At 35.3% G+C, this 24,756-nt stretch carries 22 protein-coding genes and 2 pseudogenes; 13 read left to right on the forward strand and 11 right to left on the reverse strand.

The features are described 5' to 3' along the window. Window positions 1-59: 59 nt before the first annotated feature. Window positions 60-1,055 (reverse strand): LacI family DNA-binding transcriptional regulator, encoded by a 996-nt coding sequence (locus OO7_RS13810; RefSeq protein WP_008916546.1) that lies wholly within the window; start codon window positions 1,053-1,055, stop codon window positions 60-62. Between the two features lie 514 nt (window positions 1,056-1,569). Between OO7_RS13810 and OO7_RS13815 the strand changes: the two genes are divergently transcribed. Both OO7_RS13815 and dhaM read left to right on the forward strand, forming a co-directional pair. Next, window positions 1,570-2,235 (forward strand): response regulator transcription factor, encoded by a 666-nt coding sequence (locus OO7_RS13815; protein WP_008916547.1) that lies wholly within the window; start codon window positions 1,570-1,572, stop codon window positions 2,233-2,235. Window positions 2,236-2,605: 370 nt separating this feature from the next. After that, complete coding sequence (gene dhaM / locus OO7_RS13820; RefSeq protein ID WP_008916548.1) at window positions 2,606-4,051, forward strand: dihydroxyacetone kinase phosphoryl donor subunit DhaM; 1,446 nt, start codon at window positions 2,606-2,608, stop codon at window positions 4,049-4,051. Between the two features lie 211 nt (window positions 4,052-4,262). Here the strand turns inward: dhaM and OO7_RS16880 are convergent. The 3 genes and pseudogenes from OO7_RS16880 to rimO all read right to left on the reverse strand — a co-directional run. After that, a pseudogene (locus OO7_RS16880) lies at window positions 4,263-4,400 on the reverse strand (helix-turn-helix domain-containing protein); the annotation flags it as partial. Window positions 4,401-4,486: 86 nt separating this feature from the next. Beyond that, a complete protein-coding gene (locus tag OO7_RS13825; RefSeq protein ID WP_008916550.1) occupies window positions 4,487-4,912 on the reverse strand; it encodes a hypothetical protein in 426 nt (141 codons plus the stop codon). Window positions 4,913-5,158: 246 nt separating this feature from the next. Continuing rightward, window positions 5,159-6,490 carry a 30S ribosomal protein S12 methylthiotransferase RimO gene (gene rimO / locus OO7_RS13830; RefSeq protein WP_008916551.1) on the reverse strand — a complete coding sequence of 444 codons (1,332 nt, stop codon included), beginning with the start codon at window positions 6,488-6,490 and terminating at the stop codon, window positions 5,159-5,161. Between the two features lie 109 nt (window positions 6,491-6,599). Between rimO and OO7_RS13835 the strand changes: the two genes are divergently transcribed. Beyond that, window positions 6,600-7,079 (forward strand): Hcp family type VI secretion system effector, encoded by a 480-nt coding sequence (locus tag OO7_RS13835; protein ID WP_008916552.1) that lies wholly within the window; start codon window positions 6,600-6,602, stop codon window positions 7,077-7,079. A 203-nt stretch (window positions 7,080-7,282) separates the two neighbouring features. Here the strand turns inward: OO7_RS13835 and OO7_RS13840 are convergent, their stop codons facing one another. Then, the gene (locus OO7_RS13840) at window positions 7,283-7,987 is read right to left on the reverse strand and encodes a hypothetical protein (protein ID WP_008916553.1); all 705 of its coding nucleotides are present in this window, start codon (window positions 7,985-7,987) and stop codon (window positions 7,283-7,285) included. A gap of 579 nt (window positions 7,988-8,566) precedes the next feature. Here OO7_RS13840 and OO7_RS13845 point away from each other — a divergent pair. Further along, window positions 8,567-9,424 (forward strand): hypothetical protein, encoded by an 858-nt coding sequence (locus OO7_RS13845; RefSeq protein ID WP_008916554.1) that lies wholly within the window; start codon window positions 8,567-8,569, stop codon window positions 9,422-9,424. Window positions 9,425-9,521: 97 nt separating this feature from the next. Here the strand turns inward: OO7_RS13845 and OO7_RS13850 are convergent, their stop codons facing one another. After that, complete coding sequence (locus tag OO7_RS13850; RefSeq protein WP_008916555.1) at window positions 9,522-10,451, reverse strand: DUF7916 family protein; 930 nt, start codon at window positions 10,449-10,451, stop codon at window positions 9,522-9,524. Between the two features lie 274 nt (window positions 10,452-10,725). Here OO7_RS13850 and OO7_RS13855 point away from each other — a divergent pair, with 274 nt between their 5' ends. The 5 genes from OO7_RS13855 (at window position 10,726) to efeB (ending at window position 14,816) form a co-directional block, all read left to right on the forward strand. Next, window positions 10,726-11,283: an iron transporter gene (locus tag OO7_RS13855; protein WP_008916556.1), complete on the forward strand. Its 558-nt coding sequence runs from the start codon at window positions 10,726-10,728 to the stop codon at window positions 11,281-11,283. A 163-nt stretch (window positions 11,284-11,446) separates the two neighbouring features. After that, on the forward strand, window positions 11,447-11,782 hold the full coding sequence (locus tag OO7_RS13860) for a cupredoxin domain-containing protein (protein ID WP_008916557.1): 336 nt from the start codon (window positions 11,447-11,449) through the stop codon (window positions 11,780-11,782). A 16-nt stretch (window positions 11,783-11,798) separates the two neighbouring features. After that, window positions 11,799-12,638, forward strand: coding sequence for an FTR1 family iron permease (locus tag OO7_RS13865; protein ID WP_008916558.1), 840 nt, complete (start codon window positions 11,799-11,801; stop codon window positions 12,636-12,638). After that, the gene (locus OO7_RS13870; protein ID WP_008916559.1) at window positions 12,625-13,530 is read left to right on the forward strand and encodes an EfeM/EfeO family lipoprotein; all 906 of its coding nucleotides are present in this window, start codon (window positions 12,625-12,627) and stop codon (window positions 13,528-13,530) included. Before OO7_RS13865 ends, OO7_RS13870 begins: the two co-directional genes overlap by 14 nt. Before the next feature lie 11 nt (window positions 13,531-13,541). Continuing rightward, window positions 13,542-14,816 carry an iron uptake transporter deferrochelatase/peroxidase subunit gene (gene efeB, locus OO7_RS13875; RefSeq protein ID WP_008916560.1) on the forward strand — a complete coding sequence of 425 codons (1,275 nt, stop codon included), beginning with the start codon at window positions 13,542-13,544 and terminating at the stop codon, window positions 14,814-14,816. 129 nt (window positions 14,817-14,945) lie between these two features. On the opposite strand, the gene nfsB is transcribed toward efeB, so the two are convergent. Then, entirely contained in the window at window positions 14,946-15,599 is a 654-nt protein-coding gene (gene nfsB, locus OO7_RS13880; protein WP_008916561.1) for an oxygen-insensitive NAD(P)H nitroreductase, read from the reverse strand. A gap of 100 nt (window positions 15,600-15,699) precedes the next feature. Next, complete coding sequence (locus OO7_RS13885) at window positions 15,700-15,969, reverse strand: YdgH/BhsA/McbA family protein (RefSeq protein WP_008916562.1); 270 nt, start codon at window positions 15,967-15,969, stop codon at window positions 15,700-15,702. 856 nt (window positions 15,970-16,825) lie between these two features. On the opposite strand from OO7_RS13885, the gene OO7_RS13890 reads away from it, so the two are divergent. From OO7_RS13890 to OO7_RS13900, 3 genes are read left to right on the forward strand one after another with little or no spacing between them, the layout of a single operon-like run. Continuing rightward, window positions 16,826-19,744, forward strand: coding sequence for a xanthine dehydrogenase family protein molybdopterin-binding subunit (locus OO7_RS13890; protein ID WP_008916563.1), 2,919 nt, complete (start codon window positions 16,826-16,828; stop codon window positions 19,742-19,744). Further along, window positions 19,741-20,307: a (2Fe-2S)-binding protein gene (locus OO7_RS13895; protein WP_008916564.1), complete on the forward strand. Its 567-nt coding sequence runs from the start codon at window positions 19,741-19,743 to the stop codon at window positions 20,305-20,307. The genes OO7_RS13890 and OO7_RS13895 overlap by 4 nt, the downstream gene beginning before the upstream one ends. A 12-nt stretch (window positions 20,308-20,319) precedes the next feature. Continuing rightward, window positions 20,320-21,624 carry a cytochrome c gene (locus OO7_RS13900; protein WP_008916565.1) on the forward strand — a complete coding sequence of 435 codons (1,305 nt, stop codon included), beginning with the start codon at window positions 20,320-20,322 and terminating at the stop codon, window positions 21,622-21,624. Between the two features lie 97 nt (window positions 21,625-21,721). Here the strand turns inward: OO7_RS13900 and OO7_RS13905 are convergent, their stop codons facing one another. After that, a complete protein-coding gene (locus OO7_RS13905) occupies window positions 21,722-22,294 on the reverse strand; it encodes a nucleotidyltransferase family protein (RefSeq protein WP_008916566.1) in 573 nt (190 codons plus the stop codon). Between the two features lie 398 nt (window positions 22,295-22,692). On the opposite strand from OO7_RS13905, the pseudogene OO7_RS17685 reads away from it, so the two are divergent. Beyond that, window positions 22,693-22,833 (forward strand): annotated as a pseudogene (locus tag OO7_RS17685) (DDE-type integrase/transposase/recombinase); the annotation flags it as partial. A gap of 139 nt (window positions 22,834-22,972) precedes the next feature. Here the strand turns inward: OO7_RS17685 and OO7_RS13910 are convergent. Together OO7_RS13910 and OO7_RS13915 are read right to left on the reverse strand one after the other, a co-directional pair. After that, on the reverse strand, window positions 22,973-24,046 hold the full coding sequence (locus tag OO7_RS13910; RefSeq protein ID WP_008916567.1) for a hypothetical protein: 1,074 nt from the start codon (window positions 24,044-24,046) through the stop codon (window positions 22,973-22,975). Between the two features lie 387 nt (window positions 24,047-24,433). Continuing rightward, a partial coding sequence (locus tag OO7_RS13915; RefSeq protein WP_008916568.1) for a fimbrial protein occupies window positions 24,434-24,756 on the reverse strand: 323 nt, incomplete at its 5' end.

Here is a 24,756-nt window from a genome sequence, read left to right on the forward strand (position 1 = left end):
CTGTTCATCAATTGAACAGAATATTTATACGCTTAGTACTTGATACTAAGCGTATTTTTTTACAAAGATTCTCTTTCTAGTAGCTCACAAGGTACATATTGAACTCCGTTATTTTCACGTTGTTCAATCACATGTAATGCAGCCTGATGGCCCAATTGATAATGGGGCAGTACAACTGTCGTTAAAGGCGGATAAAATAATTCACCAACACCAATCATATTATCATAACCTAATACAGCCACGTCTTCGGGAATTCTTAGCCCTTCGTTCAATAACACTTGATAAGCCAAAAAAGCAATACGGTCATTACCGCAGACCACAACATCAAAATCGGGCTGACCATCAATGCAATGGCTGTGAATAAGCGCTATTACATCTCGGTAATGCTCATCTCCCATTTTTAAATGATATTGTTTTAAAGCTGAATGAGATAGTCCGGCTGTTTCCCATGCGGATTCCACCGCTTTTTTACGTGTTATCCCCGCTAATGTTTCTTCAGGAATATATAAACATAGCGGCTTTCGATAACCTTTTTCAATTAACCTAGAAATAGCATAATACTGGCCGTTATAATCATCAGGTATATAAGCAGGAAAACATCTCTGTTCATCAATACAGTTAGCTAATACTAAATGGCTATTATATAAACTGTCAGGAATAGTAACTTCCCTTAATCCCATTGTCGTATAAATAATACCATCGGGCTTTTGAGATAATAATTGTCTAACCGCTCGTTCACTATCTTCATTAGAGGTAATATTGACAACAAAACTACTCCAACCAAACTGCCTTGCTGTTTGCTCTATTGAAAGAATAATTTCAACTGAATAAGGCGTTGTCGCGGTATCTAGCGCCAGCACACCAACTGTCGATATTTTTGAACTTTTCCCCCTGATCTTGCGAGCAGAGAAGTCAGGGACATAGTTTAAAGTTTCAATGGCTTGACGAACCTGTTTTAATGTTTCAGGTTTTAGTAACTCAGGATTATTGATGGCTCTAGAAACAGTCATCAATGAAACATGGGCAAGTTGAGCAACATCTTTTAAAGAAGCCATTAAATATCTTCGCTAAGCTAAAAAGTAAAATGGGTAAAAATTCTAACATGATAGAGATAAAAATCATCCCAAACCTATCATGATAGACACAACTTTTATGTATTTTTACTTGTAACTAATAGAATTATTTTTGCGGCACAGTTATCAATTACAAAAGAAAACACATCAAAAATAGATTACAACACTTTTTATGACTACCTTTTTGAGATATTCTTATTCCATTATATAATAATTTTTTATACCATATTAAAAAATTTATTACCGTAAAAATAATATAAGTGTTTGTACCTATATTATTTAGTTGGTTTTTTTATGTTTTCTTACATATAGGCATTATCTTTAACAAACATTTATATTCTTATATTAATTTTATCCAAATGTAAGATTTAATATAAATTTAATGCCTGATTATAATAATAAAAATCGAAAAAGATTAGTAACAATTATTACCATAAGCTTAGTTAGCTAAATTGGTTCTTATATTTTATGAAATCAGTGAAACAGGAGTATGGTGATGAATAACACCATCCACGTAATCATAGAAAACGATAATGTCATTAAGAATAAACTGAAATCAGTTTTAGATACTTTTGGGTTTAATTCTAATTTCTATTGTGATATCGATATATTTACAAGTAATTATACTTATCCTTCGGATGAAGGATGTGCAGACTGTATTCTTATTTTTGTAAATAACGATGATAATTACATTAATAAATTGAATAATCTTAATGCATTATTTGGTCTTGTACCTTTTATTGTTCTATCAGAAGATCCATCCATCACACTCTGTCGAGAAAGCTTTAAATCAGGGGCTTTTGATTTCTTTTCATTTCCGTTTAAAGAAAATGAAATTGGAGTTAAAATTGTACATTCAATCAATGAGGCAACTAATAATTTTATAGGAAAAATTGAAGAGTATAAACAATACACAATATTAACAAACAAGTTTAATCGTCTTTCGAAACGCGAAAAAGAAATTATGGACATGATAATTGAAGGGAACACAAGTAAAGAAGTTGCTGAAAAATTAGATGTGTCACCACGAACAGTAGAAGTTCATCGTTCTAATATTTACACAAAACTAGGGATCAAATCTTTACCTCAATTAATACAAGAATACCATTATATAAATACCTATACTAAAAACACATGCCCTACAAAAGTAGCAGCATACTAGAAAAATATTTAATTGATTACCTTATACAAATCCATTAATTATTTTGATTATTTAATATAAATTTATTTTTAATATTGATTACGTATATTCCCTAGTGTAATTATAAAATACTGTAACAAATTTAAATTAGGTGGGTTCAATATTCAATTATTGAACCCACTTTTCTTTGAAAGGATAAAATGTTTAACTTAACACTTTGGAACAATGACAAATAATTCTATAGATAAATTCATTCTATATCCTTCACTATTTCCCATAAAATAAAATACTTCTTCATTATTATTTGCCATAATGCTTTGAGGTTTTTTCTATTATTGCGTTTAAAATAAAACGTAAAATATTTTTCCTGACAATGTAAAGGAGAAGTTAAATGATTGGGCTTATTATTATATCCCATAGCAAAATGCTAGCTGATGGCTTACTTCAACTAGCAGAACAAATGCAAGATAAGAAAAACTGCCAAATTATTGCGGCAGCAGGTATCGATGATGAAGAGCATCCTATTGGCACTGATGCAATAAAAGTCATGGAAGCAATCGAAACACTTTCTGAAGCATCTCATATTATTTTATTGATGGATTTAGGTAGCGCCCTACTTAGCGCTGAAACTGCTTTAGATTTAATAGACCCTGATTTAGCACAAAAAGTTTACTTATGTAGCGCTCCTCTTGTTGAAGGGACAATTGCAATAACCGCAGCGACTTCAGGTGGTGCATCAATTGATACTGTTTTAGAAGAAGCACGCCAAGCATTGCGTTCAAAACAGCAACAACTTAATGATGAAAGCACGGAAGCGGCTTCACAAGAAACTGAACAAAGTAAATTATCTGATAAAGCAATCAAAAGTGAATGGATAGTCAAAAATCCATCTGGGCTACATGTTAGGCCAGCAGCAAAACTTGCGGCATTATTATCGGGTTTCGATGTAGACGTTGAGCTTTGCAAAGATAAAAAATATGCTGATGCTAAAAGCATGAATCAAATTGCGCTATTACAAGTCCGTTATGGTGATAAAATTACATTAATTGCAGAAGGTCCTGACAGCGCAACTGCAATAACTGCATTTGAACAACTCGCAAAACAGAATTTTGGTGATGATATTCATACAAATGGAAAAACTGTTTTAAATGGAAAGAATATTTACACACCAACAGTATCAGGCGTTGCTTATCACTGGAAATCAACAACAGAATATTCTAGTCTTGATAAGGAACATCTCGATAATGAAAGTATTGAAAATCGCATAAATAAAGTTACTCAAGCAATTACCCTGCTAAAAAAACAACTTGAGGTACGAGCAAATAACCTAACCGAACAACTTGGTAAAAGTATTGCTGATATTTTCCGCGGTCATAGTTTATTACTTGATGATGACGACATTATTGATGCTATCAAATATGAAATAAAAGATAACAACAGTAGCATTTATGATGCGATAAATTTTGTTTTTAATGAGATGTCAGCACAATATAAACAATTAGACGATCCTTATCTGCAAGCAAGGTACATTGATATTGATGATTTAAAAAACCAATTATTAATGTTAATTTTCGCCATCAAACCGCAGCAAATTAACTTAACTGTGCCATCAATTATTCTTAGCGATAACATGGGGCCATCAGAAATACTTCGTTGCCAACATCCTATGGTTTCTGGTGTGATTTTAGCAAATGGATCACCTTATTCGCATACAAGCATTATTGCAGCAAGATTAGGAATACCGATGTTAGTCGATATCGGTGAAACCATTAATGATATAAAAGAAAAGGCAAAATTGACGATATCAATTGATGATGCATCTCTCACAATAGAGTAATCAGGTTGATAAAAATGGTTTTCTCTTTTTGATTATCTAAATTTTGATGCTGTGATAGTTTTTATTGCACTTAATCTAATTAGATTCAAAAGGGGAAAACTAAAAGATCGTCAGCTAAATGACGTTTTATTTCAAAATAACATCATCAATGGTCACTATGTATTTTGTTGACAAGCTGTATTATTTTGGATGTAACAAAAAATAATTTTTATTATTTATAGTCTTTAATGTCAATATCATATTGCTTCAGTTTTCGCCACAGCGTTGTTCTTCCCATATTGAGTACTTGGTACATATCTTGGATCTTGCCTCGACAGACTCTTGCAGCTTCAATAATGGCTGATTTCTCTACTTCCTGAATACTCAGCTCCCGATGTTCCATCCGAGTATGCGTATTGGTATTAAAGACAAGATCCTGCAAATGACGGTAGTGTTTTATTTTTCACTAATTTCACGACCTACAGAATGGGCTAATGCGAGAAGAATAGTACTATTTGCTTCATCAGAAACAAATACCACAACAGCAATAAGTGATCTATTTTCACCTAAGATTGGTGCAAGATAATAGAATTTATCTTGTTGTTGAATTGGCTCAACAAACAAACGAAATTTTGCTTCCATTGTTGTACAACTTGAAAACTGACTTGTGATTGTACAAGGCATTATTGATTTATGACTTAGCCATAATATGTTACCTACCGGGTTCATCAATAAAGCACCAATGGATTGGTCATTAATGGTAACCAAACAATTCTCTATTGAACTGTTAGAAAAATGTACCAGTAAATCAGAAGAGATAAGTTCCACAACATCCTCTTCGGTATTTTGAAAACTTACTAAATAGGATAAATCAGCAGACATAACCATCCTTATATACATGAACCTTTCTTTGATTATGTCTATTTCTCACTATGATTTAATATCACAAATCAAACTATTTATTAATAGATTTTTATTCTTTGATATAGAACAATATAAGGAAAAAACATCAAATAACAAATCTAATTATAATTTTTCACGCAAAAAAAGCCTGACAGATCATCATCTGACAGGCTTTTACTCGACTCGTTCTAAAATAATTGCTAACTTAGCAACGGGAAATTATTCTTATTTAGATGTAATACTACCCCATAAATCATATTCATCAGCATGTTCGATCATCACCTTAACAATATCACCCGGTTTAACATCGAATTCGCCATTCATATAAACCATACCATCAATTTCTGGCGCATCTGCCATACTACGTCCAATCGCACCTTCATCATCAACCTCATCTATAATTACAAGAAGTTCACGGCCAATTTTCTCTTGCAAACGTTCAGTTGAAATTTGTTGCTGTAATTGCATAAAGCGATGATAACGTTCTTCCTTAATTTCTTCTGGGACTTGGTCAGCAAGCTCATTCGCTTTTGCGCCTTCAACAGGGCTATATTTAAAACAGCCAACTCGGTCAAGACGTGCCTCTTGTAAAAAATCAAGCAGCATTTGAAAATCTTCTTCAGTTTCCCCTGGGAAACCAACAATAAATGTGGAACGTAATGTCAACTCAGGGCAAATTTCCCGCCAGCGTTTAATTCGTTCTAAAGTTCTTTCCACCGCACCTGGGCGTTTCATTAATTTCAGAATTTTTGGGCTAGCATGTTGTAGAGGAATATCTAGATAAGGCAGAACTTTCCCTTCCGCCATTAATGGGATCACATCATCTACATGTGGATATGGATAAACATAATGTAAACGCACCCATACACCCAAAGATGCTAATTGCTCACATAATCCTACCATACTGGTTTTGACTGGTTGCCCATCCCAAAATCCTGTGCGATGTTTTACATCAACACCATAGGCTGACGTGTCTTGTGAGATAATTAATAGTTCTTTAACGCCAGATTCAACCAATCTTTTAGCTTCATTTAAAACATCACCAACTGTACGGCTATCTAAATCACCGCGCATTGATGGAATAATACAAAATGTACAGCGATGGTTACAACCTTCCGAAATTTTTAAATAAGCATAATGTTTAGGCGTTAGCTTAACACCTTGTTCGGGCACTAAACTTAAAAATGGGTCATGTTGTGGCTTTGGTACATAATGATGAACATGATTTAACACTTGCTCGTAACTGTGTGGTCCTGTGATTTCCAGTACTTTAGGATGAACTTCTCGAATTTGATTCTCTTTAGCACCAAGACATCCCGTGACAATCACTTTGCCATTTTCATTCAGTGCTTCACCGATTGCTTCCAAAGATTCTTGTACTGCGCTATCAATAAAACCACAAGTATTGACGATAACCAGATCAGCATCATCATAGCTAGGCACAACTTGATAACCATCAGTACGTAATTCAGTTAAGATGCGCTCAGAATCAACAAGATTTTTAGGGCAGCCGAGTGAAACGAAACCAACAGTTGGAACTCTATTTTTATTGCTCATAAGTAATATAATTAGTTATATAGTTTGAATAATTGGTGAAGGATATTGCATATTAACTAAGTTAAATTTACAATGCTACCTACAATATTTATTCGCACTTAGGAAGTCCATGTCATATCTTATCTATTTAAGCTTAAAAGGTGATAAACAAGGTTTAATTTCTACGGGATGTTCATCCAAAGACTCTATTGGTAATCGTTACCAACTAGGTCATGAAAATGAAATTCAAGTTATTGGTTTAAATCATTCTATGACTAGAACACAGAATTCATCCCATCATCCAATTCAAATATTAAAACCTATAGATAAGTCATCACCATTGCTAGGTGTTGCATTGAATAATAATGAATTATTTGATGCTGTATTCTATTTTTATCGAACTAGCGGGCAAGCTGGATTAGAAAAATTCTATGAGTTAAAATTAACAAAATCTTCATTAGTTGAAGTATCGTGTGTTTATCCTAACTCGATTAACAACAATGAATTAATGCCATATGAAAAACTATTAATGAAGTATGAATCTATAGCGTGGCGGCATTTGGTATCAGGCACAGAAGGATATTCAATATCTAATGATAATATTTTTTAATTTTAGAGGGTGACCTTTCACCTTCTGAAGAAATTAATTATCTTTTGATAAAAAGGAACTATACAAATAGTAATAAAGCTTAGTAAAAACCAATGATTAGGAAAAAAACAATATAAATAATAATTATGCCGATGGTGGCTATTGTAATCAGTAAATTACTTAATAAGTCTTTAAAAAAATAAGATATAAAATTTTTCATTAAACTATCCTACAATCAAATCAATTATTGTAGATACTATATCATCATCAGTATTTTTTCCATTTACAAGATATAACCCTTTTTCTAACTTAGGCTTTGGAATAAAATATAACATTTCAATTCCCTTACCATAAAGTTTCCAATAAAAATATGGGTTATTCCACCTTAATTCTTCAGCAGCAATAGACGCTTGTTCAAACCTGCCATACCCCCCAATAGCTGTATATGCAATATTTGAAACTATTTTCACATTTTTTCTTACAGCAGGGCTAAATAAAATTGTTTGGTACAATGATTCGACTATAGCCTCAATGATAACCATTTTTGTAAGTCTTTTTGTTGCAAGCTTAGCACTTTTACCTAGTTTCTTTAGTAGCTTATCATGAATACTCTTTACTTCACTTTCACTTTTTTCAATTAATACTAACTCAATATAAGTATTAACAATATCTTTTATTGGATTGTAATTAAATGAAAATTTGCTAATCGCTGAAACTAATCGACTATCTTGTGTATGTATTAAATTATATTCATCGTCATCAAATGCATAAGAATATGCCCTTCTCATTGATCGATTAAACCCATCACCTAATGTATCGTAAACATCTGCTGCTACTTCCTGAACCCCCGCGATGCCTTTATCCATAGCAATAGCAATCATTTCCTCTTCTTTTGTCAAATTGACAAAATGTTGCTTAATGTAATCCATTCTTTAGTGCCATTTAAGTTACTTATGCTAAATTTTAGTTTAGCAGAATGATTAAAAAACGAAAGAATTAATATTGTTACGCAATAAAATACCCACATCAGAATATCAATCTAAAAACGATAAAAATAAATTATTGCAATTAATTCATATGGATACAATTAGCTCATTTTATGCCAAGATAAGAACAATATATTTTCAGTACCTACTGACAAAGAAATTTATAATCACATCTAAATATTAAGTTGCATTTCACTCTCCGATAAAACTGTTGTATTTTTAACGCTAGGGCAGCCTAGTGAAACGAAACCAACTTTGGGCACCGTATTAGTATTTTGCGACATAACTCACTTCTTTTATTTTTAGAAAAATGACTAAAATTTTACCTGAAGAACAAACGAAATTGTATAAATTTTTATTGCTAAAATAGATTCCATTAAGAACAGTTTCTTTGATTTTTATTATAATTTTAAAGTCTTAATGCTCATGCTGTTATCTAGGATTATAGTTATTACCTTTATTTTATGTTATGGTTTCCCATCTAAATTCAATTATCTTTTCAGGTAAGAATAATTAAACGAAATGAACAAACATGATGATATTAATTATAAAATACTAAAATACCCATTACCTGATGAGTTAAATTCCCCCATAAATCCGATCACAGGAAACGTTAGAAAATTACCTGCATATATAATTGGTACTATTATGTTATGTATGGCAATAGCCATGATCATTCTTTTACTTTCTATTGTACCTAAATATCCTTTAATTTTATTTTTAATATTGATTATGATCTTTCCTTGTTACCTTTTAGTACTTGGATTAAAAACAATAGGCGGTTATTTTATAGTTGATAATGAGGGATTTAAATGTGTTTTAAAAAATCAACCCAACAACGTTATCGACATTAAATGGAAAGATGTATGCGCAGATAATATCGTAGACTTAGAGATAGGTGCTAGAAAAAATCCTGATTTACTGAAATTTAATTATAAAGAATCATCTGGTGCTATAAAGGAGTTTAAACTACCAATACAAACCGTCATTCATAACAATTCGTTTAATGGGATAAATAATCGAAAAAAAATTCTTTACTCTATGCTTAAAGGTTTAGCTAGAATCCCTGGTATTAAAATAAAAAACCATGTGTATGCATATCTACAAATCAACCCTGAAACTTTTGAGGTTGATTCAAAACCTTATAAGAACCTCAAATTTACTGAAATATTAACTGGTATAATATTTTTAGGTATATTTATTCCCATGATATTATTTGTTTTTAACTATTTCTCTGCTGGTTGGGGTATTATTATTATGCTTATTGCTTCTTTCTTTATTTTAATTATTTTTAGTTTTATCATTAAGTTCCCTTTCCCATCTCAAAATGAGATTATTATTTATAGACATTCTGATGAAAAGAATAACTATAATGAATGATAACTAATGCTAAAAAACTAAATTTTATTTGTATTATAGATATAGCCCACTTATTAATTAACATTTAAATGGGCCATATTTTCTAACTTTCAGTAAATTAGCGATTTATCGAACGGGCAATTCTTGAGTAAGTATGCCTTACTCCTCGTATGACAATACCATAATTTAATATATTCTCTGGCAAGGCTATGCCGTTATAACCAGAATCACCAATATGATGTAAATCTGTTCCAGCCATTTTACACATCAATGCAATTTGGCGGATAGTTTGTCTATCTGCACCCTCTTGTGAAGTACCAATTGCAGTCATTGTTAACACGCCTTGAGAATGGCAATAAGTAACCATTTTTTGCACAAATTCTGATGAGATTCCTGGAACAGTACCTGGTGCAGGTAATAAAATGACATCAGCACCATTTGCAATAAAGCAGCGAATATCTTCTTCAGTAATCAACTGCTCTGCTGAAGCCGTTAATACACCGGCAGCATGCATTTTTCCTGTAATAAGGATGACGTCATCTCCTACAGCAGATTTAAGTTCTTTTAAGCTTTTATTAATCTCTTCATTTGTAACACCATTTCCCGGGTTACCTGTTAAGACTATTATGTCAACACCCATCTCTTTTAAAATTATTGCATTTTTAGCGGTTGCTAATCGTCCTTCAGAAATCTTCCATTGAATATCCTGATTAGGATTATTAAATCCAGCAGGAACAGGTTCAAGGTTGACGCCTATTGCTCGGCCTGTCAGATATTTTAATGTACGAATAATCTCTTGGGGTTTTGTATCAGTTGGGATCCCCTGAATAACAGGATTATTTACATCAAATATATTCAACAATAAAATATCTGCACCTTGGCTTGCGGCTAATTCTGCATTTGTTATTGTCATCAAAACAGGTTGAATTGTTCCTATCGTTTCAGAGACTAATAAACGACCTTCACTCGCTTTAATTGACTCTAATAAACTGACTTTATTCATTTGTACTATTTCTGATGCACTACAATCAAGATATCGTTTTTGCATAAATTGCCCCTTTAATTTATAAATTTGTATTCTGATCTTACCAAATCTATTTACTCTAATTATTAATTACAATAAAGAAACAAATATGAATCATTCTATTAGCATAGAAAGATAATTTCTTGAAAATAATAACCCTTTATATAAAACATTTTTCTTAATGTTTTTCATATGGTTGTCTATAATTTAAATTATAAGCTTAAAACTTTAACTTGAACATTATGAATAATAATGATTATCATTGAGATCCACAAAATAAAAATGGTAAGGAAATAAGATGAAATTCGTTTCTAAAGCTGCTATTTCGAGTTTAGCTCTATTTACAGCCGCGGCTTTCGCTCAAGAATATCCTTTAGGCCATCCAATTATTAAAGATGGAATGGAAATACAAGGCGTTTATTTACAACCAATCACAATGGATACAGAAGAAGGGCATCATGCTAAGGCTCATCTGGCAGCCGATAAAGCTGATATCCATTTAGAAGCTGATATTCATGCCGTGGAAGATAACCCTAATGGTTTCGCCGAAGGAGATTGGATCCCTTATCTAACTATTGAATATACTGTAACTAAACTCGGTGATAAACCACAAACACAATCAGGCACATTTATGCCAATGGTTGCTAGTGATGGTCCACATTATGGTGAAAATATTAAATTAGATGGCAATGGCAAATACCGCGTTGTTTATAAAGTTTATCCACCTTCACATAATGAAAAAGTGGAATTTGGCCGTCACATTGATAAAGAAACTGGTGTTGCTCCATGGTTCAAACCATTTGAAGTACAATGGGACTTCGACTATGCCGGCATAGGCCGTAAAGGTAGTTATTAACCATTTTTTGTAATCCATAAATTCAAGGTAAAAATAACACTTGAGTTTTTCGGAATATAAATTAAGGGTTTTTAGGGCTAGCCGCTGTTTCATAATTGCGATAGCCCTTTTTGTTTTAGCCCGATGATATTTATTTAAACTGATATCTATTAGAGCCAATATTATGAGAACACTACTAAGCTTTGCTTTACTGGCCTGTTCCTTATTTATTTCTAGCTCCACTTTTGCAGCTGAAAAGTTCACTGTTGAATTAGAAATGAAAAATGGCGATCTCATTCCTCGTGTGCTTGAAGTGCCAGCCAAAACCATTATTCGTATCAAAATCACAAATACAGGAACTGAGCCTGCTGAATTTGAAAGTACACAGTTACGAAAAGAAAAAGTCCTCGCACCAGGAGCAAGCTCTGTTGTGGTTATTGCGCCATTAAAACCAGGTAGTTATACCTTTTTCGATGACTTCCACCTTTCTCACCCTAAAGGTGAGATCATAGCGAAATAAACAACGTAGGTTAATTATGGGTCAGGTTTTATTTGTTGTATGGCGTGAAAGTTTCGAAGCATTACTGGTCATTGGTATTATCTATGCTTGGATAAAACGCCATCCAGATGCCAAAAATGGAATGAAATACTTATGGGGCGGTGTCGTTCTAGGCCTTGTCATTTCTGTACTACTCGCCTTATTAATTTATGGCGTATTTAATGTCCTTGACGACACAGGACAATCCTTATTCATGATATTTATGGAAATTCTTGCCTGTATTTTAATTGTCCAGATGGTTTACTGGATGAATAAACACGGAAGTTCCATGAAATCTGAAATTGAATCCGGTATTCAACGTAATGCTCAGCACCATAATTGGTGGGGAGCCGCTATAATTATTGCTATTGCCATTGCGCGTGAAGGCAGTGAGATTGTTGTATTTCTCTCCAGCTTTATTATGTCGCTAAATTCCAGTAATGCTTCTGAATTTTTCACTGAAGTTGGTGGAGGTATCCTAATTGCGGGATTAACTCTCTATGTTTTCTTACTCACAAACCGCTTTGTATCATGGAAAATCTTTTTTAAAGTAACAGGTGTTATTTTACTCTTCCTCGCGCTTTCATTACTTTTAAAAGGCGTTGAAGAAAGTTCTAACCTGCTTATTGAATATGATTTCCCAATCCCTGAGTTTTTAATTTACCCAGCATGGGATACAACTTGGTTATTGGATGATTCAGATATTACAGGTAACTTTATCTCTTCATTCTTTGCATATCGTTCGCAACCTATTTGGTTAAGTGTTATTACTTTTATTGTTTACTGGATTGTTGTTATCACGCTGTTTTCTCGGAGTAAAAAACATGCAAAAGCGTAATACGATAAATCATGCAATAAGCTTATTTTGCAGTGTACTTTTAGTCGCGGCAGTACCCGCGACATCTTCTGCAAAAGCATTAAGATCTCCTGTACAAACAGGGGATGAGATTATTATTGCGAAAGGTGATATACCAACCCCAGAAAAATATCAGCCCATCATCAACAACTATTTAAAATTCACGCAAAACCAATTAAGCGAGATGGTTTCTCAATTAATTATCCTGAACCAAAGTCTCAAAAAAGATGATTTAAAATCGGCTGAAAATGCCTATATTTTAGCGCATCAATATTATGAAACTATTCGCCCAATTATTATTTTATTTGGGAATACAGATCGTGTGATTAATGCTAGAGCTGATTATTTTATTGATGGTGAAAAAGATTACCGTTTTAGTGGTTTTCACTTAGTGGAATACCAACTATTCGATAAAAAAGATGGTAAAGCAGCATTAACAGCAGCCGATGAGCTATTAATGAAAGCGCGAGATTTGCAAAAAAGAGTTGCTGTTGAACAAATTGAGATTCCAAAACTTGTCCAGTCTGCTGCTGATTTTATTGAAATGATCCTAGAGACCAAATTAGCAGGTAAAGAAAATATCTATAGTCAATCAGATCTCACCGATATTGCAGCTAACTTGTATGGCTCTCAAGAAATCGTCAATGTTATTTCACCATTTATTCTTCCTGACACATTAAGTCAGATCGAAAATAATTACCAAAAAGCCAATAAGATCATTCAATCATATAAACTAAATACCGATCAGTATCAGCCGTATAGCCAATTGAATCAAAAAGATAAAATGGCACTGTACTCGGTGTTAACACAGCAAGCAGAAATTCTCGCTCTTTTAAGAGCTCAACTTGATGTCGATGTTTATTACAAATATTGAGGGAATAAGCCATGAAGGCTAAACCACAAAAAACGTCTGCGCCATTTAGCTTTTCTAGACGCAACGCATTAAAAACATTAGCAATTGGTAGTTTTGTTGCCGCAGCCCCATCATTTGCAACATCAACAAAACAAAATGATTGTCTCGCCGCTTATCATAAAACTATTCCATTTGAAGGTTTACACCAAGCGGGAGTCATTACACCAGAGCAAAAGAGTGCTTCATTTATTGCATTCAATGTCACTATAGATTCACTTGATAAACTGCAACAATTGTTCGAGATACTGACGAAAAGAATTGCCTATCTCACACAACAGCAAGTGGCTCCGGCAAATCATAATGATAAAATGCCACCAGCTGAATCAGGTATTCTTGGTACTCATATTCAGCCTGATTCACTCACTGTCACCGTATCACTTGGCGACAGCCTGTTCGACTCTAGGTTTGGTTTAGATGCAGTAAAACCTCACTATCTTGTAGAGATGACAGGCTTTCCGAATGATAGGCTTGAAAAAAATTGGTGTGGTGGTGATATTGTTTTACAGTTCTGTGCCAACAGCCAAGAAAGTGTTATTTATGCACTGCGTGATATCCTAAGTCATACAGCATCTTTCATGTCCCCTCTTTGGAAGATTGACGGTTTCCTACCTTCAAGAGACATAGATCAACGCTCAACACCAATCAATTTGTTTGGATTTAAAGACGGAACGGGTAATGCGCCAAACGATGATAAACAGCTTATGGATGAGCTTATTTGGATAACTCCAGGCAGCAAGGAGCCGGCATGGTGTACAGGTGGAACTTACCAAGCCGTTAGGCTTATTCGTTTTAATCTTGAATTTTGGGATAGAACACCACTTGAAGATCAAGAAAATGACTTTGGCCGTCATAAAAATACGGGAGCACCTATTGGGCTAAAACATGAACATGATGATCCCGAATTTACCAAAGATCCGCATGGCGACCGTATTTTATTTGATTCCCATATGCGACGCGCAGAACCACGCAATCCAGAACGTTATACCGCAAAACTAAGACGCCGTAGTTATAGTTATTCATTAGGCTTAACGCCTACGGGTTTACTTGATATGGGGCTGATTTTTGTTTCTTACCAAAAAAACCTGAAAACGGGTTTTATTGATACTCAAAAACGCCTTAATGGAGAGCCACTTGAACGCTATATTAAACCTTTCGGTGGAGGATATTACTTTGTGCTGCCAGGGGTAGAAAATGGGCAAAGTTATTTTGCGGAAGGCATGTTCAAGGCATTAAAAAATATAAAATAGGCAGTGAGTTTAACTGCAATAAATACCTCTATAAATCGTTAAAGGTACTGAGAGCAAAATTTGTTTTCAGTACCTTTCTTCTATATCGAATAGAGTATTATTATTTATGACTCTTAATCTTAAAATTCATTAAATAACAGTGATAATTTGATCTTCAGGCAAACGAGACTTGGTCAAAGTTGCATTAAAATCTTCTTTAGCGTGATACCCCAATGCCACCATTGCAATGGGTGATAATCCTTTTTCTGGTAAAGAAAATTCTTCATTAAGAATACTAAAATCCATACCTTCCATAGGAACTGCATCAACACCTAATCCAGCAACACCCAATAAAAAACATCCCAAATTTAAAAATGTTTGATTCTCTAACCAGCGAGATAAATCTTGGCGGTTTTCTTTATGGTAATTAACAAAAAATTCTCGCGCACCAGCCATCATTTCTTTATGCTCAGGCAACGTATAACGCCCATCTAAAGATTCTTGATCGAGAATTTCATCTAAATAAGCTTTATCAACCTGCTTTTTAGTACAGAATAAAACAACAAGAGAAGCATCGGTAATTTTTGAGGTATTAAATGGGTAATCAATTTCTGTTGATTTAGCCATTCTTTGTTTTGCTTCTTCACTCTCTGCGATAATGAAATGCCAAGGTTGAATATTAACACTGGAAGGACTATAGCGAAGTAATTGTTTGATTTTTTTAAATGTTTCAGGTGATATTTTTTTAGTTGGATCAAAGACTTTCGCTGCATAACGTTTCTTAGCAACTTCAATAACTTGCATAAATCACTTCCTATAAATAGTGTTTTCAATATTAAATAATTCGAGTTACATCAACACTAAAATAGAATCAATGATGATGCAACCCGAAAAAACACTCTAATTATTTCTTATATAAGCTAGCAGTTACTGATACATCATTACCACTACCTTCAGATTGAACAGATGTGATCACAAAGTATTCAGCACCTTTTTCATCCGCTTTTTGTGAAATCGCTTCGACATAATCAGCAGAAACACCGTTATTCATTACAACATTCACAGTGCCTGCAAATTTTAGATCTAACGATTTTACATAATTAATTTCTGTTGCACTAAATGCAAGTGGGCTTAATAATGCTAAAGAAAATAATGCTACTTTTAATTTATTCATTTTAACTTACCTTACTATAGCGTCGTTGATTTTAAAAATATATCAATCCAATAATAAAATAATATAAATCGACATATACTAGTTTATACTTAATAACATTAATCAGTATTTCATGGGTCGTCAACCGTTAAAAACAAAAGTCAAATATATACAATATAATTATTATCACCATCTTGTTTATATACAATGACATACAAAATAAATTATATTTTAACTCTTAATGGTAAATATATTAAACCTTCTATTTTATATGAAAAACAAATTAATTTAACACCGTCGTATTTATACCATTAAATAAAGACAAAAGAATTAATTATTTCTTTGGTTAATATTAATTTACCGTTACTTTATATAATTAAAATTTAATTATTCTTATTCGTGGTTGAATTATAAAATAAGGATTACCACTCGTTTTACTTTATTATTTCCAGCCTAATGGTGATATGCGCTAGGTCTTTTTATGACTAACAACCCGTTAATTTATAACCAAATTCTAATAATTCATAAAATATTTTAAGTTACAGACAGTTGAATAATGAATGAACTCTACATTATTGAAAATGACCAATGAAATGACTGAAGGATTATAAATGTATTTTGTATTATTTTATTCTTTTTTATTGTATTTGTTCAATAATGATGCTCACAACAATACATTTCTCTTTCTTAGCAAAATGAATTCACTTACTAATAACATGGTTTTATAAATATGTTATATTAATGAGTATAAAACTTAAAAAACCCAAAACAAACCATCTTAATATGAATAATTATATTTAACTACCCCACCATTTTTAAATAAAACATTTTTTCTCTAATAATATAAATCCAAAAAAATAAATTCAGGGAGTATTAAATGACGGGACAGATTTCTAGGCGAAATTTTATAAAACTAGGAACCATTGCAGGTATTGCAGTAATGGTTGGCAAGCTTCCCTTTGCAATTGCTTTAGAAGTCGATTCAGATATGCCTGCCAATGGTTGGATTGGGCAAAATGGTAAAGCACGTTATCGTTGGGATGGTATAGAAAAAGTCACGGGGCATAAGAACTTTGCTCGAGATTATCGTGCTAAAGATATTCCCGGCTGGCCTGCAAAACAAAGCTATGCTTTTATGGTAAAAGCAACCCAAGCAGATAGAACCTTTGAAGATATTGATCTTGCTATTTTAGGACCAAATCTACAACCAGATCGTATTATTTTACAAGAAGATTTAATTCGTGATGGACTCAATATCCCCCAAGATACCAGCATGGGAAAAGGGTTTTATGGCTATAACATTCTCGTTCCAAAAGGTGATACCCCGCCAATTATTGGTCACCCCGTCGCTATTTTAATTTACCATGATTTTGATACTTTCAGTGCCGCACAGCGAATGTTGCGCTTTGAAACCGATATTGTGAAATATGGTGCAATTACTGGCCCTAAACCACCCGCAAACTATGGTGCTGCTCGCTATGTACGCATCGGTGGAAAAACACCATTAGATCCTTCTATCTTTTCTCCTTATCAAGATTCAGGCATTAAGGGAGGATTTGATGGAAATACTCCCGTTTGGCCACCTTATGATCCAAAACATGCGCTGACTATCCCGCCTGTGATCCGCAAAGATAGAGGGGGTGGCTTTATTCAAGCCTTGCATCAAGCAGAAGAAAAACCAGATTCACAAGAAAAAGGGATGGATTATGCTCGATTGATCACTGAAGAAATCGAAGCGGCACGCCAAGATCCCGATAAATTTGTTCTTGAACGCCACGGATTTTCACAATCCATAGATCCTTGCGCTATGGAACCTGATAACTGCAATACTTGGTATGATGCAAAAACAAAAACATTACACATATTAACCGCCACACAATCCCCTGCTGGCGTTGTGAATGCAGCAGCTGAATTATCAAAACATAATCAACATTTCCCTGTTGAAAATATTGTATTATTAACTGGTTCTACGGTGGGTTATGGTTCTAAAGATTATTCAGTTTTTCCATTTTATGCCATGGTTGCCAGTTTTTATGCCGATGGTTTGCCTGTTCGTATGGCAAATGACCGCTATGAACAATTTCAAATGGGCATGAAACGCCATTCAATTGAAATGGATGTCACCATTATTGGTGATAAAAAAAGTGGTAAATTTGAAATATTAAAAGGTACTTACAACTGTAATGGTGGTGGTCGAGAAAACCTTTCAGTCGCTGTTTCACATGTCGCGGTTCGTGGCGCGCAATCTATTTATTACTTCCCTAAATCTGATCTAACTGCACTGGCAATGGCGACACCTGCCGTTGAAGCAGGATCGATGCGCGGATTTGGCTCCTTGCAGTCAATGGCAATAACAGAATTAATGGTAGATGAAATAGCCCATAACCTGAAAATTGACCCAATTGAACTTCGCCGCAGAAATGCAATTTTAGAAGGTTACCCCAATACCCAAGGTGGCGTTATTGCAGGAGACCCGCGTAATGTCGAGATGCTCAACCTAGCTGAAAAACATCCTATTTGGGTTAATCGTGATAAACGAAAAGCAGAATATGATGCAACAAATCCGGGCAAACTTTATGGCGTTGGATTTGCCCAAGTTCAACAAGTTTATGGATCTAGCGGCGTACCAACAATTCTATCCCTTGAATTTGATGCAGATGGCAAACTCACAATGCGCCACTGTATGCAAGAAATCGGGACAGGCGGCACGACGGCTCAACAAGTAATGGTGTGGCAAGCATTAAGTAAAGCACCAGATGTGGTGGAATATGGTGTAACTGAATTTGACCAACTTCCACTCAAAACCAGCTGGGCAGATCAGAAAAAACAAGACGAATTATCAAAAACAGATCCTTATTGGACACCCGCACTGATTCCCGATATGAGTTCATCAAGTGGTGTTTATTATATTGGTTTTGGTACGCGGCAAGCAGGTCGCTTTTTACTTGAAAATACACTTTGGCCTGCGGCAAAAAGTATTTGGAGTGAAGGTCCCGGTGGCGGTGCATTTAATGGGCTCAATGTTGAGTTTTCTGATATTCGCGTAGGTCCTGATGGTATTGGGGGTGGCGGAATGAAGCCAATTCCCTTTAATATTTTGGCAAAAAGAGCGCATGAGTTGGGATTAATTACTGGCGTTGCTGTGCATGGTTATTCTAGTTGGCAATGGGCTAGAGCTGATTTTGATATTCCAACTGTAGGCCAGCGAAACCTGCCTTTAGATGCGATCTCAATTCGTTATGGCGATGGCGCACCTCAAGAGCTAAAAAGTTTAATGACAACGGGTGGCTATCACTTTATTAAACGCAAAGAAGCATTTTACCCACCTACTCAGCGTGCAAAAGCTGATCCAACCACAGTAACACCTGCGTCTTGTTTGGTGGAATTAAACGTCAACACTTTTACCGGTGAAGTCGAAATTATGCGCCATCATATGATTATGGACCCAGGCACAATGATTGTTCCTGAACTTGTTTCAGGGCAAATCCAAGGTGGAACAGCAATGGGGATCGGGCATGCTTTAATGGAAGAACTTCCCCTTTATGAAGATGGCCCGGGTAATGGAACTTGGAACTTTAATCGCTATGTTTTACCACGCGCTAAAGATGTTGCCGTTTGGCAGCAGACCATTGATTACTTGCCTCCGCTATCTGAAACATCGCCACCAAAAGGAATGGCTGAACTCGGCATGATCCCTATTTTACCTGCGACAAGTAATGCGCTAACGCATGCAACAGGTCATCGTTTTTATGAATTCCCAATTACGGTAGATAAAATTAAAAAGGCACTATCATGAATATCAAAAATGCCGTTCCTATCATTGAAAGAAAACCATTGAGTTTAACGATCAATGGAAGAAAAATTGGTCCTATTGATGTGCCTGTTGGCATGCCAATGATTGAGTTTTTGCATGAATACCTTGATTTAACTGGAACACACTTTGGTTGTGGTCAAGGCATTTGCCATGCGTGTACTATTATGGAAATCCTCCCTGATGGTTCAACTACCGAGAGCCGAACCTGTATTTATGGTGCGCATTATTTCAATAATAAAAATATTGTTACGATAGAAGGGCAAGCCAAAGTAGATGAACAAGGTAAAGTTGTTGAATTAACACCAGTTCAGCAAGCTTTCATTGAAAACTTCTCATTTCAATGTGGATATTGTGCACCTGGTTTTGTAACCGGCGCGACCGTTTTTATTCATCAGCTCAAGAAAAATCCAGTTAAACGCGAAAAGTTAGAGCAAGCAATTGAAGATGCCTTGAATGAACATATCTGCCGCTGTACTGGCTACGTTCGTTATTATGAAGCTGTGCGCAAAGTGGCGTTAGAAACGCCCGGCTGTGTCATTGATTAAGGAAGAATAAAAATGGTGAACAGTCGTCGTTTAACACGAAAAATAATCTATGCCATTATTATCATTGGTATTATTGTTGCTTTAGCTATTTTGTTTGGTTTATTTCGTCAATCTAGTATAGATCCTGAAGCAGAAAAACCACTGACATCTGAACAAGTTGCTCAGCTCATTCCGCGTGGACGAGAACTGGCACTCGCCGGAGATTGTTTTGGTTGCCATTCTCTACCTGAAGGCCCAATGGCAGCGGGTGGCGTTCCTATATCAACACCTTTTGGTACAATCTATTCAACAAATATCACACCTGATAAGCAATTTGGTATTGGCAACTACACTCGAGCGGATTTTCATCGTGCGCTTAAAGATGGCATTGGTAAAGATAAAGGCAACCTTTTCCCTGCCATGCCGTATGTGTTTACTCATATCACCACACCGGAAGATTTAGATGCACTTTATGCTTACATGATGAGCATTCCACCAATGCCAGTGCCCAATAAAGATAATACTGGCGCTTTTGGCTTACCCGTTCGGCCTTTTATGAACTTTTGGACATTATTTAACTTCCCTGATCATCAAGCGCCAAATGATCCTCACCGTTCAGCAGAATGGAATCGGGGTGCTTACATTGTTGAAGGGCTTGCTCACTGCGGAGCATGTCATTCACCACGTAACTTTATGATGGGTGTTGATTTTTCACGTTCACTTGAAGGCGGTGAAGTCGACAACATGGCAATTCCTGATATTACAGCCCCGACATTGTCAAAACATGGTTATGACACTAAATCGCTCAGTCAGTTTTTACAAACAGGAATTTCACCTCAAGGGACTTCCTTTGCAGGAATGAATACGGTAACCCACTTTTCGACCAGCCAAATGAAGCCTGAAGATGTCAATGATATGGCTATTTATCTGCTAACCGATAAAAATGGGCAACTTCTTGATGCACAGCCAGCACCACAACCTTTAGCACAAGCGGCCAATCCACAAGCTAATAGCCTTATGGAAGCAGGTCGTTTGACTTATATGTCAACATGTGCGGGCTGCCATGGTGTTAATGGTGAAGGTATTCCGAATGGTATTCCTGCGCTAAAAGGCAATGCGATTGTGATGATGGATAACCCGCAAACTTTCATTAATGTTGTTTTAAATGGGATCCCTACAACAGTATTTCCAAATGGCCAACGCATGTATGCAATGCCCGGATTTGCAGATGATCTCGATGCACAAGAAATTGCCGATTTGATTTCATGGGCTAGGGCAAATTGGGGCGGACAAGAAGTTCCAGTGACCACGGATCAAGTTGAAAAACAGAAAAAATAGCGGAATAAAAAGGAAGCCCTCAATAAAACCGATTTATTGGGGCGCTTATTGAAATTGAATAAGTATTATCATTTATCACAAGCAGAATTTCGTTAGCCTAATGACCTGCTGATTCATTTTTAATTGGGTAATCAATATCATTGATAACACAACTATTATTCATTTCTATACGATAAATAGCTGAACCTTGCAAAATTGATTTAGCGCCATCATCACCTGTTAACGCTATTAATTGCTGACGATATTGTGCAGATATTCCTACAGGATGACCGGGTTTGCCATCATGGATAGGCCGAACTAAGGGATGAAGTTTTAATTCGTTAGCAACGCGAATAAAAATATTTTCAGTAATATATGGCATATCTGCAAGTTGTATCAGCCAACCATCCCAATGAGCCGTATTCTTCACACCAAAGGCGATTGTTTCGCCTAATCCTTCACTATTGATTAGCGAATAAGGCACATTGTGCTGTAAACAATGGGTAATAACACCTTGGTTATCAGGCCGAGTAATCACATGAATAGGTAACTGGCTTTTTATGGCATTTTGAAGGGTTATTTCAAATACAGTTTGTCCACCTAAATCACTATTCAATTTATTACCCTGTCCGCCCGCAAGCTGAAAACGGCGACTTTTACCTGCTGCTGTAATTAATATACCAACTGTCATAATAATGTGATCAATTTAATAAATATCGTTAGCTCTATCTTATTAAAGATAAAAATTACTACAAGGTATTAGTTGAATTCTATTTCAATGTTTAAGAACAGAATTATGCTGCATTGAATATTCAAGTTCAAAGGCATGATTGTTTTTCAACCCGCAAGTTAATATTGAAGATACAGAATGAGTATTGTAAGTTTCAATAACTGTTAGCTAAGCATGACATGAGTATTAGTTATATTTCCCATCTAAGGAGAAATTGAGCATTCACTCTCTCTATTGGGCACTATTGTAAAGTTTGAATAACTCATTATGCCAAGCTAACCAGCCCACTACGGAAGCTTAACTCATGAACGCATTTAAAGGTCGTCATTTCACTGGTATTATCCATCCTGTGGACGGGAGGGAAATGCCCGACTGGCGTTGAACATTGGCAGATAAAATATCGCAATAATGTCATTGAATGTGATCATGGAAAATTGAAACGGATCATCAATCCGACATTAGGATTTAAATCCCTCAAAACTGCTCATGCCACAATTGAGGAAAGGTCAGGTTGAGTATTTTTATTACGGATATCCCTTGGGAGAAGTGCGTCTAGTGAACAGAGCTTTTGGCCTGTAATCTAACTGAGAGCCAAAAACTCAGTCCCATCATTTTATTTGCAACAGTGCCGAGCATCGACTAATTCATATTTGTCAAAAGAATCGTACTGCCATACCGCTCTCCCGGTTCAATCCCCTGAGCAATGGATTTTATTTCAGCCGAAATAGGGATACTACGAACTGTGTTATCAACAGATATTGTTAATTTAGTGTCATTATTATCTACGAACGATAAACCTACAACCACACCATTGAGATCGAGTGTTCCATCAATAATAGTAAAAGTCATGCTTGCATCCGAGTTACATTGGATGGATGGATAAATTGTTCCCTTTTCTCCTTGCCCATCTTTACCAATAACACCCAGATTGATAGATGTGAGACCCATCAAATTACATTCAACCGGAGGAATAGGGACATCTGTTCCTGGTGAATTAATGTCAATTGCATAAGGTCGGTATATTGTAGTACATAGCGATGCAGATACGGACGTAGTTGAACAAACGATAACGCCATAAACAAAAGACACTGAGCCATTTTTACCTACACTTGCAGTTGCATTGTTCGTCGTAGTAGCGCCGCTTGGGTATATCCAGCTAGGGTTTCCTGAGCGAATATCCACTACATTAAGATATAAATTAGCACCTGATATAGGTAAATCAACTATAGTCCCTTTATCTAAATCAGAACAAGGTTTATTAATCCTAACATAATCGCCCACCATAACACTTACATCTCTCGTCCAATAATTATTAGATACTGTATGAGACATCTGCGATAGTGAACTACTAGTCATATATGATTCAGGTCTATTACCTGCTTGCAATGACCACATAGGTCGGAAATAACAGTCTGAAGACGAATTTATATTAGTAATAGGTCCCGATGTTGCTCTCACGAGACCACCAGGAACATAATATCCAGCTCCCCATGCATTATATTGAGTACAATTGCCATCGGAGGATACTGAATTAGCACAAGCTTTAACACTCTTTCCAACAACACCAGTAGGAGCGCCCGGTGCTCCAAAATATTCTATTTTTCCTCCTTGACTATATTTCTGAGGTATGTTATTTAAATACATTGGAGTATCGGCAGCATACCCTATTTGGGTGATTACTAAATATAAAAAAAATCCACTTAAAAGTCTCATTTATTACTACCTCTATTATTCTCTGATAACAATGTAATACCCCAACTAGTCACACACACCCCAAGATATACGTCAGCATCGCTGTAAAAAAACGGTGTAATAGACTGGCTTGCGATACTCTCATGGTTCCCTGGTACATTGATGTAAATACAGTTTTTTTACCACGATGTAACATCTGCTTTATTAGTCGATATATTCGATCTTCTTTAAATTAATTTAATTCCAAATAATCAACTAGAATACCTTATGAAAAATTAGCAAATAGAATATGCTAAGTTGATATATGATAATTTTCCTTGCCAATATAAAAGCGAAAATGATACAAATTAGTTTTTGTAGTTATTGATAAATGCTTGCGTAATTCATACACTGAATGTGTTATAACCCTCATTCATACCCCAAGGTATAGGTCAGCGTCGCCGTAAAAAACCCTGGCGTTATCGATTGACTCGCTATTGCCTCACTGTTTCCTTGCACATACGCTTTCAATCGGATGGTCGTTGTGCCGTCTTGTATTGCATGTGCGGGATACGGCTCTGCCGGATTAATCGGTAATTGCATCCCATTCATGGTCTCAATACCAATAGCCGCCCCCGCCGCTTCACTGCCCGCATCAAAGTTGAGTAACCCTTGAGCATTGCTGTTTCCCGTCAAGGTTGCGGTGATCCAATTGCCCAACGAGGTATCACAATCTTCCAACTCAAAATCAA

The sequence above is a fragment of the Providencia sneebia DSM 19967 genome, assembly GCF_000314895.2.
Taxonomy (GTDB): Bacteria; Pseudomonadota; Gammaproteobacteria; order Enterobacterales; family Enterobacteriaceae; genus Providencia; species Providencia sneebia.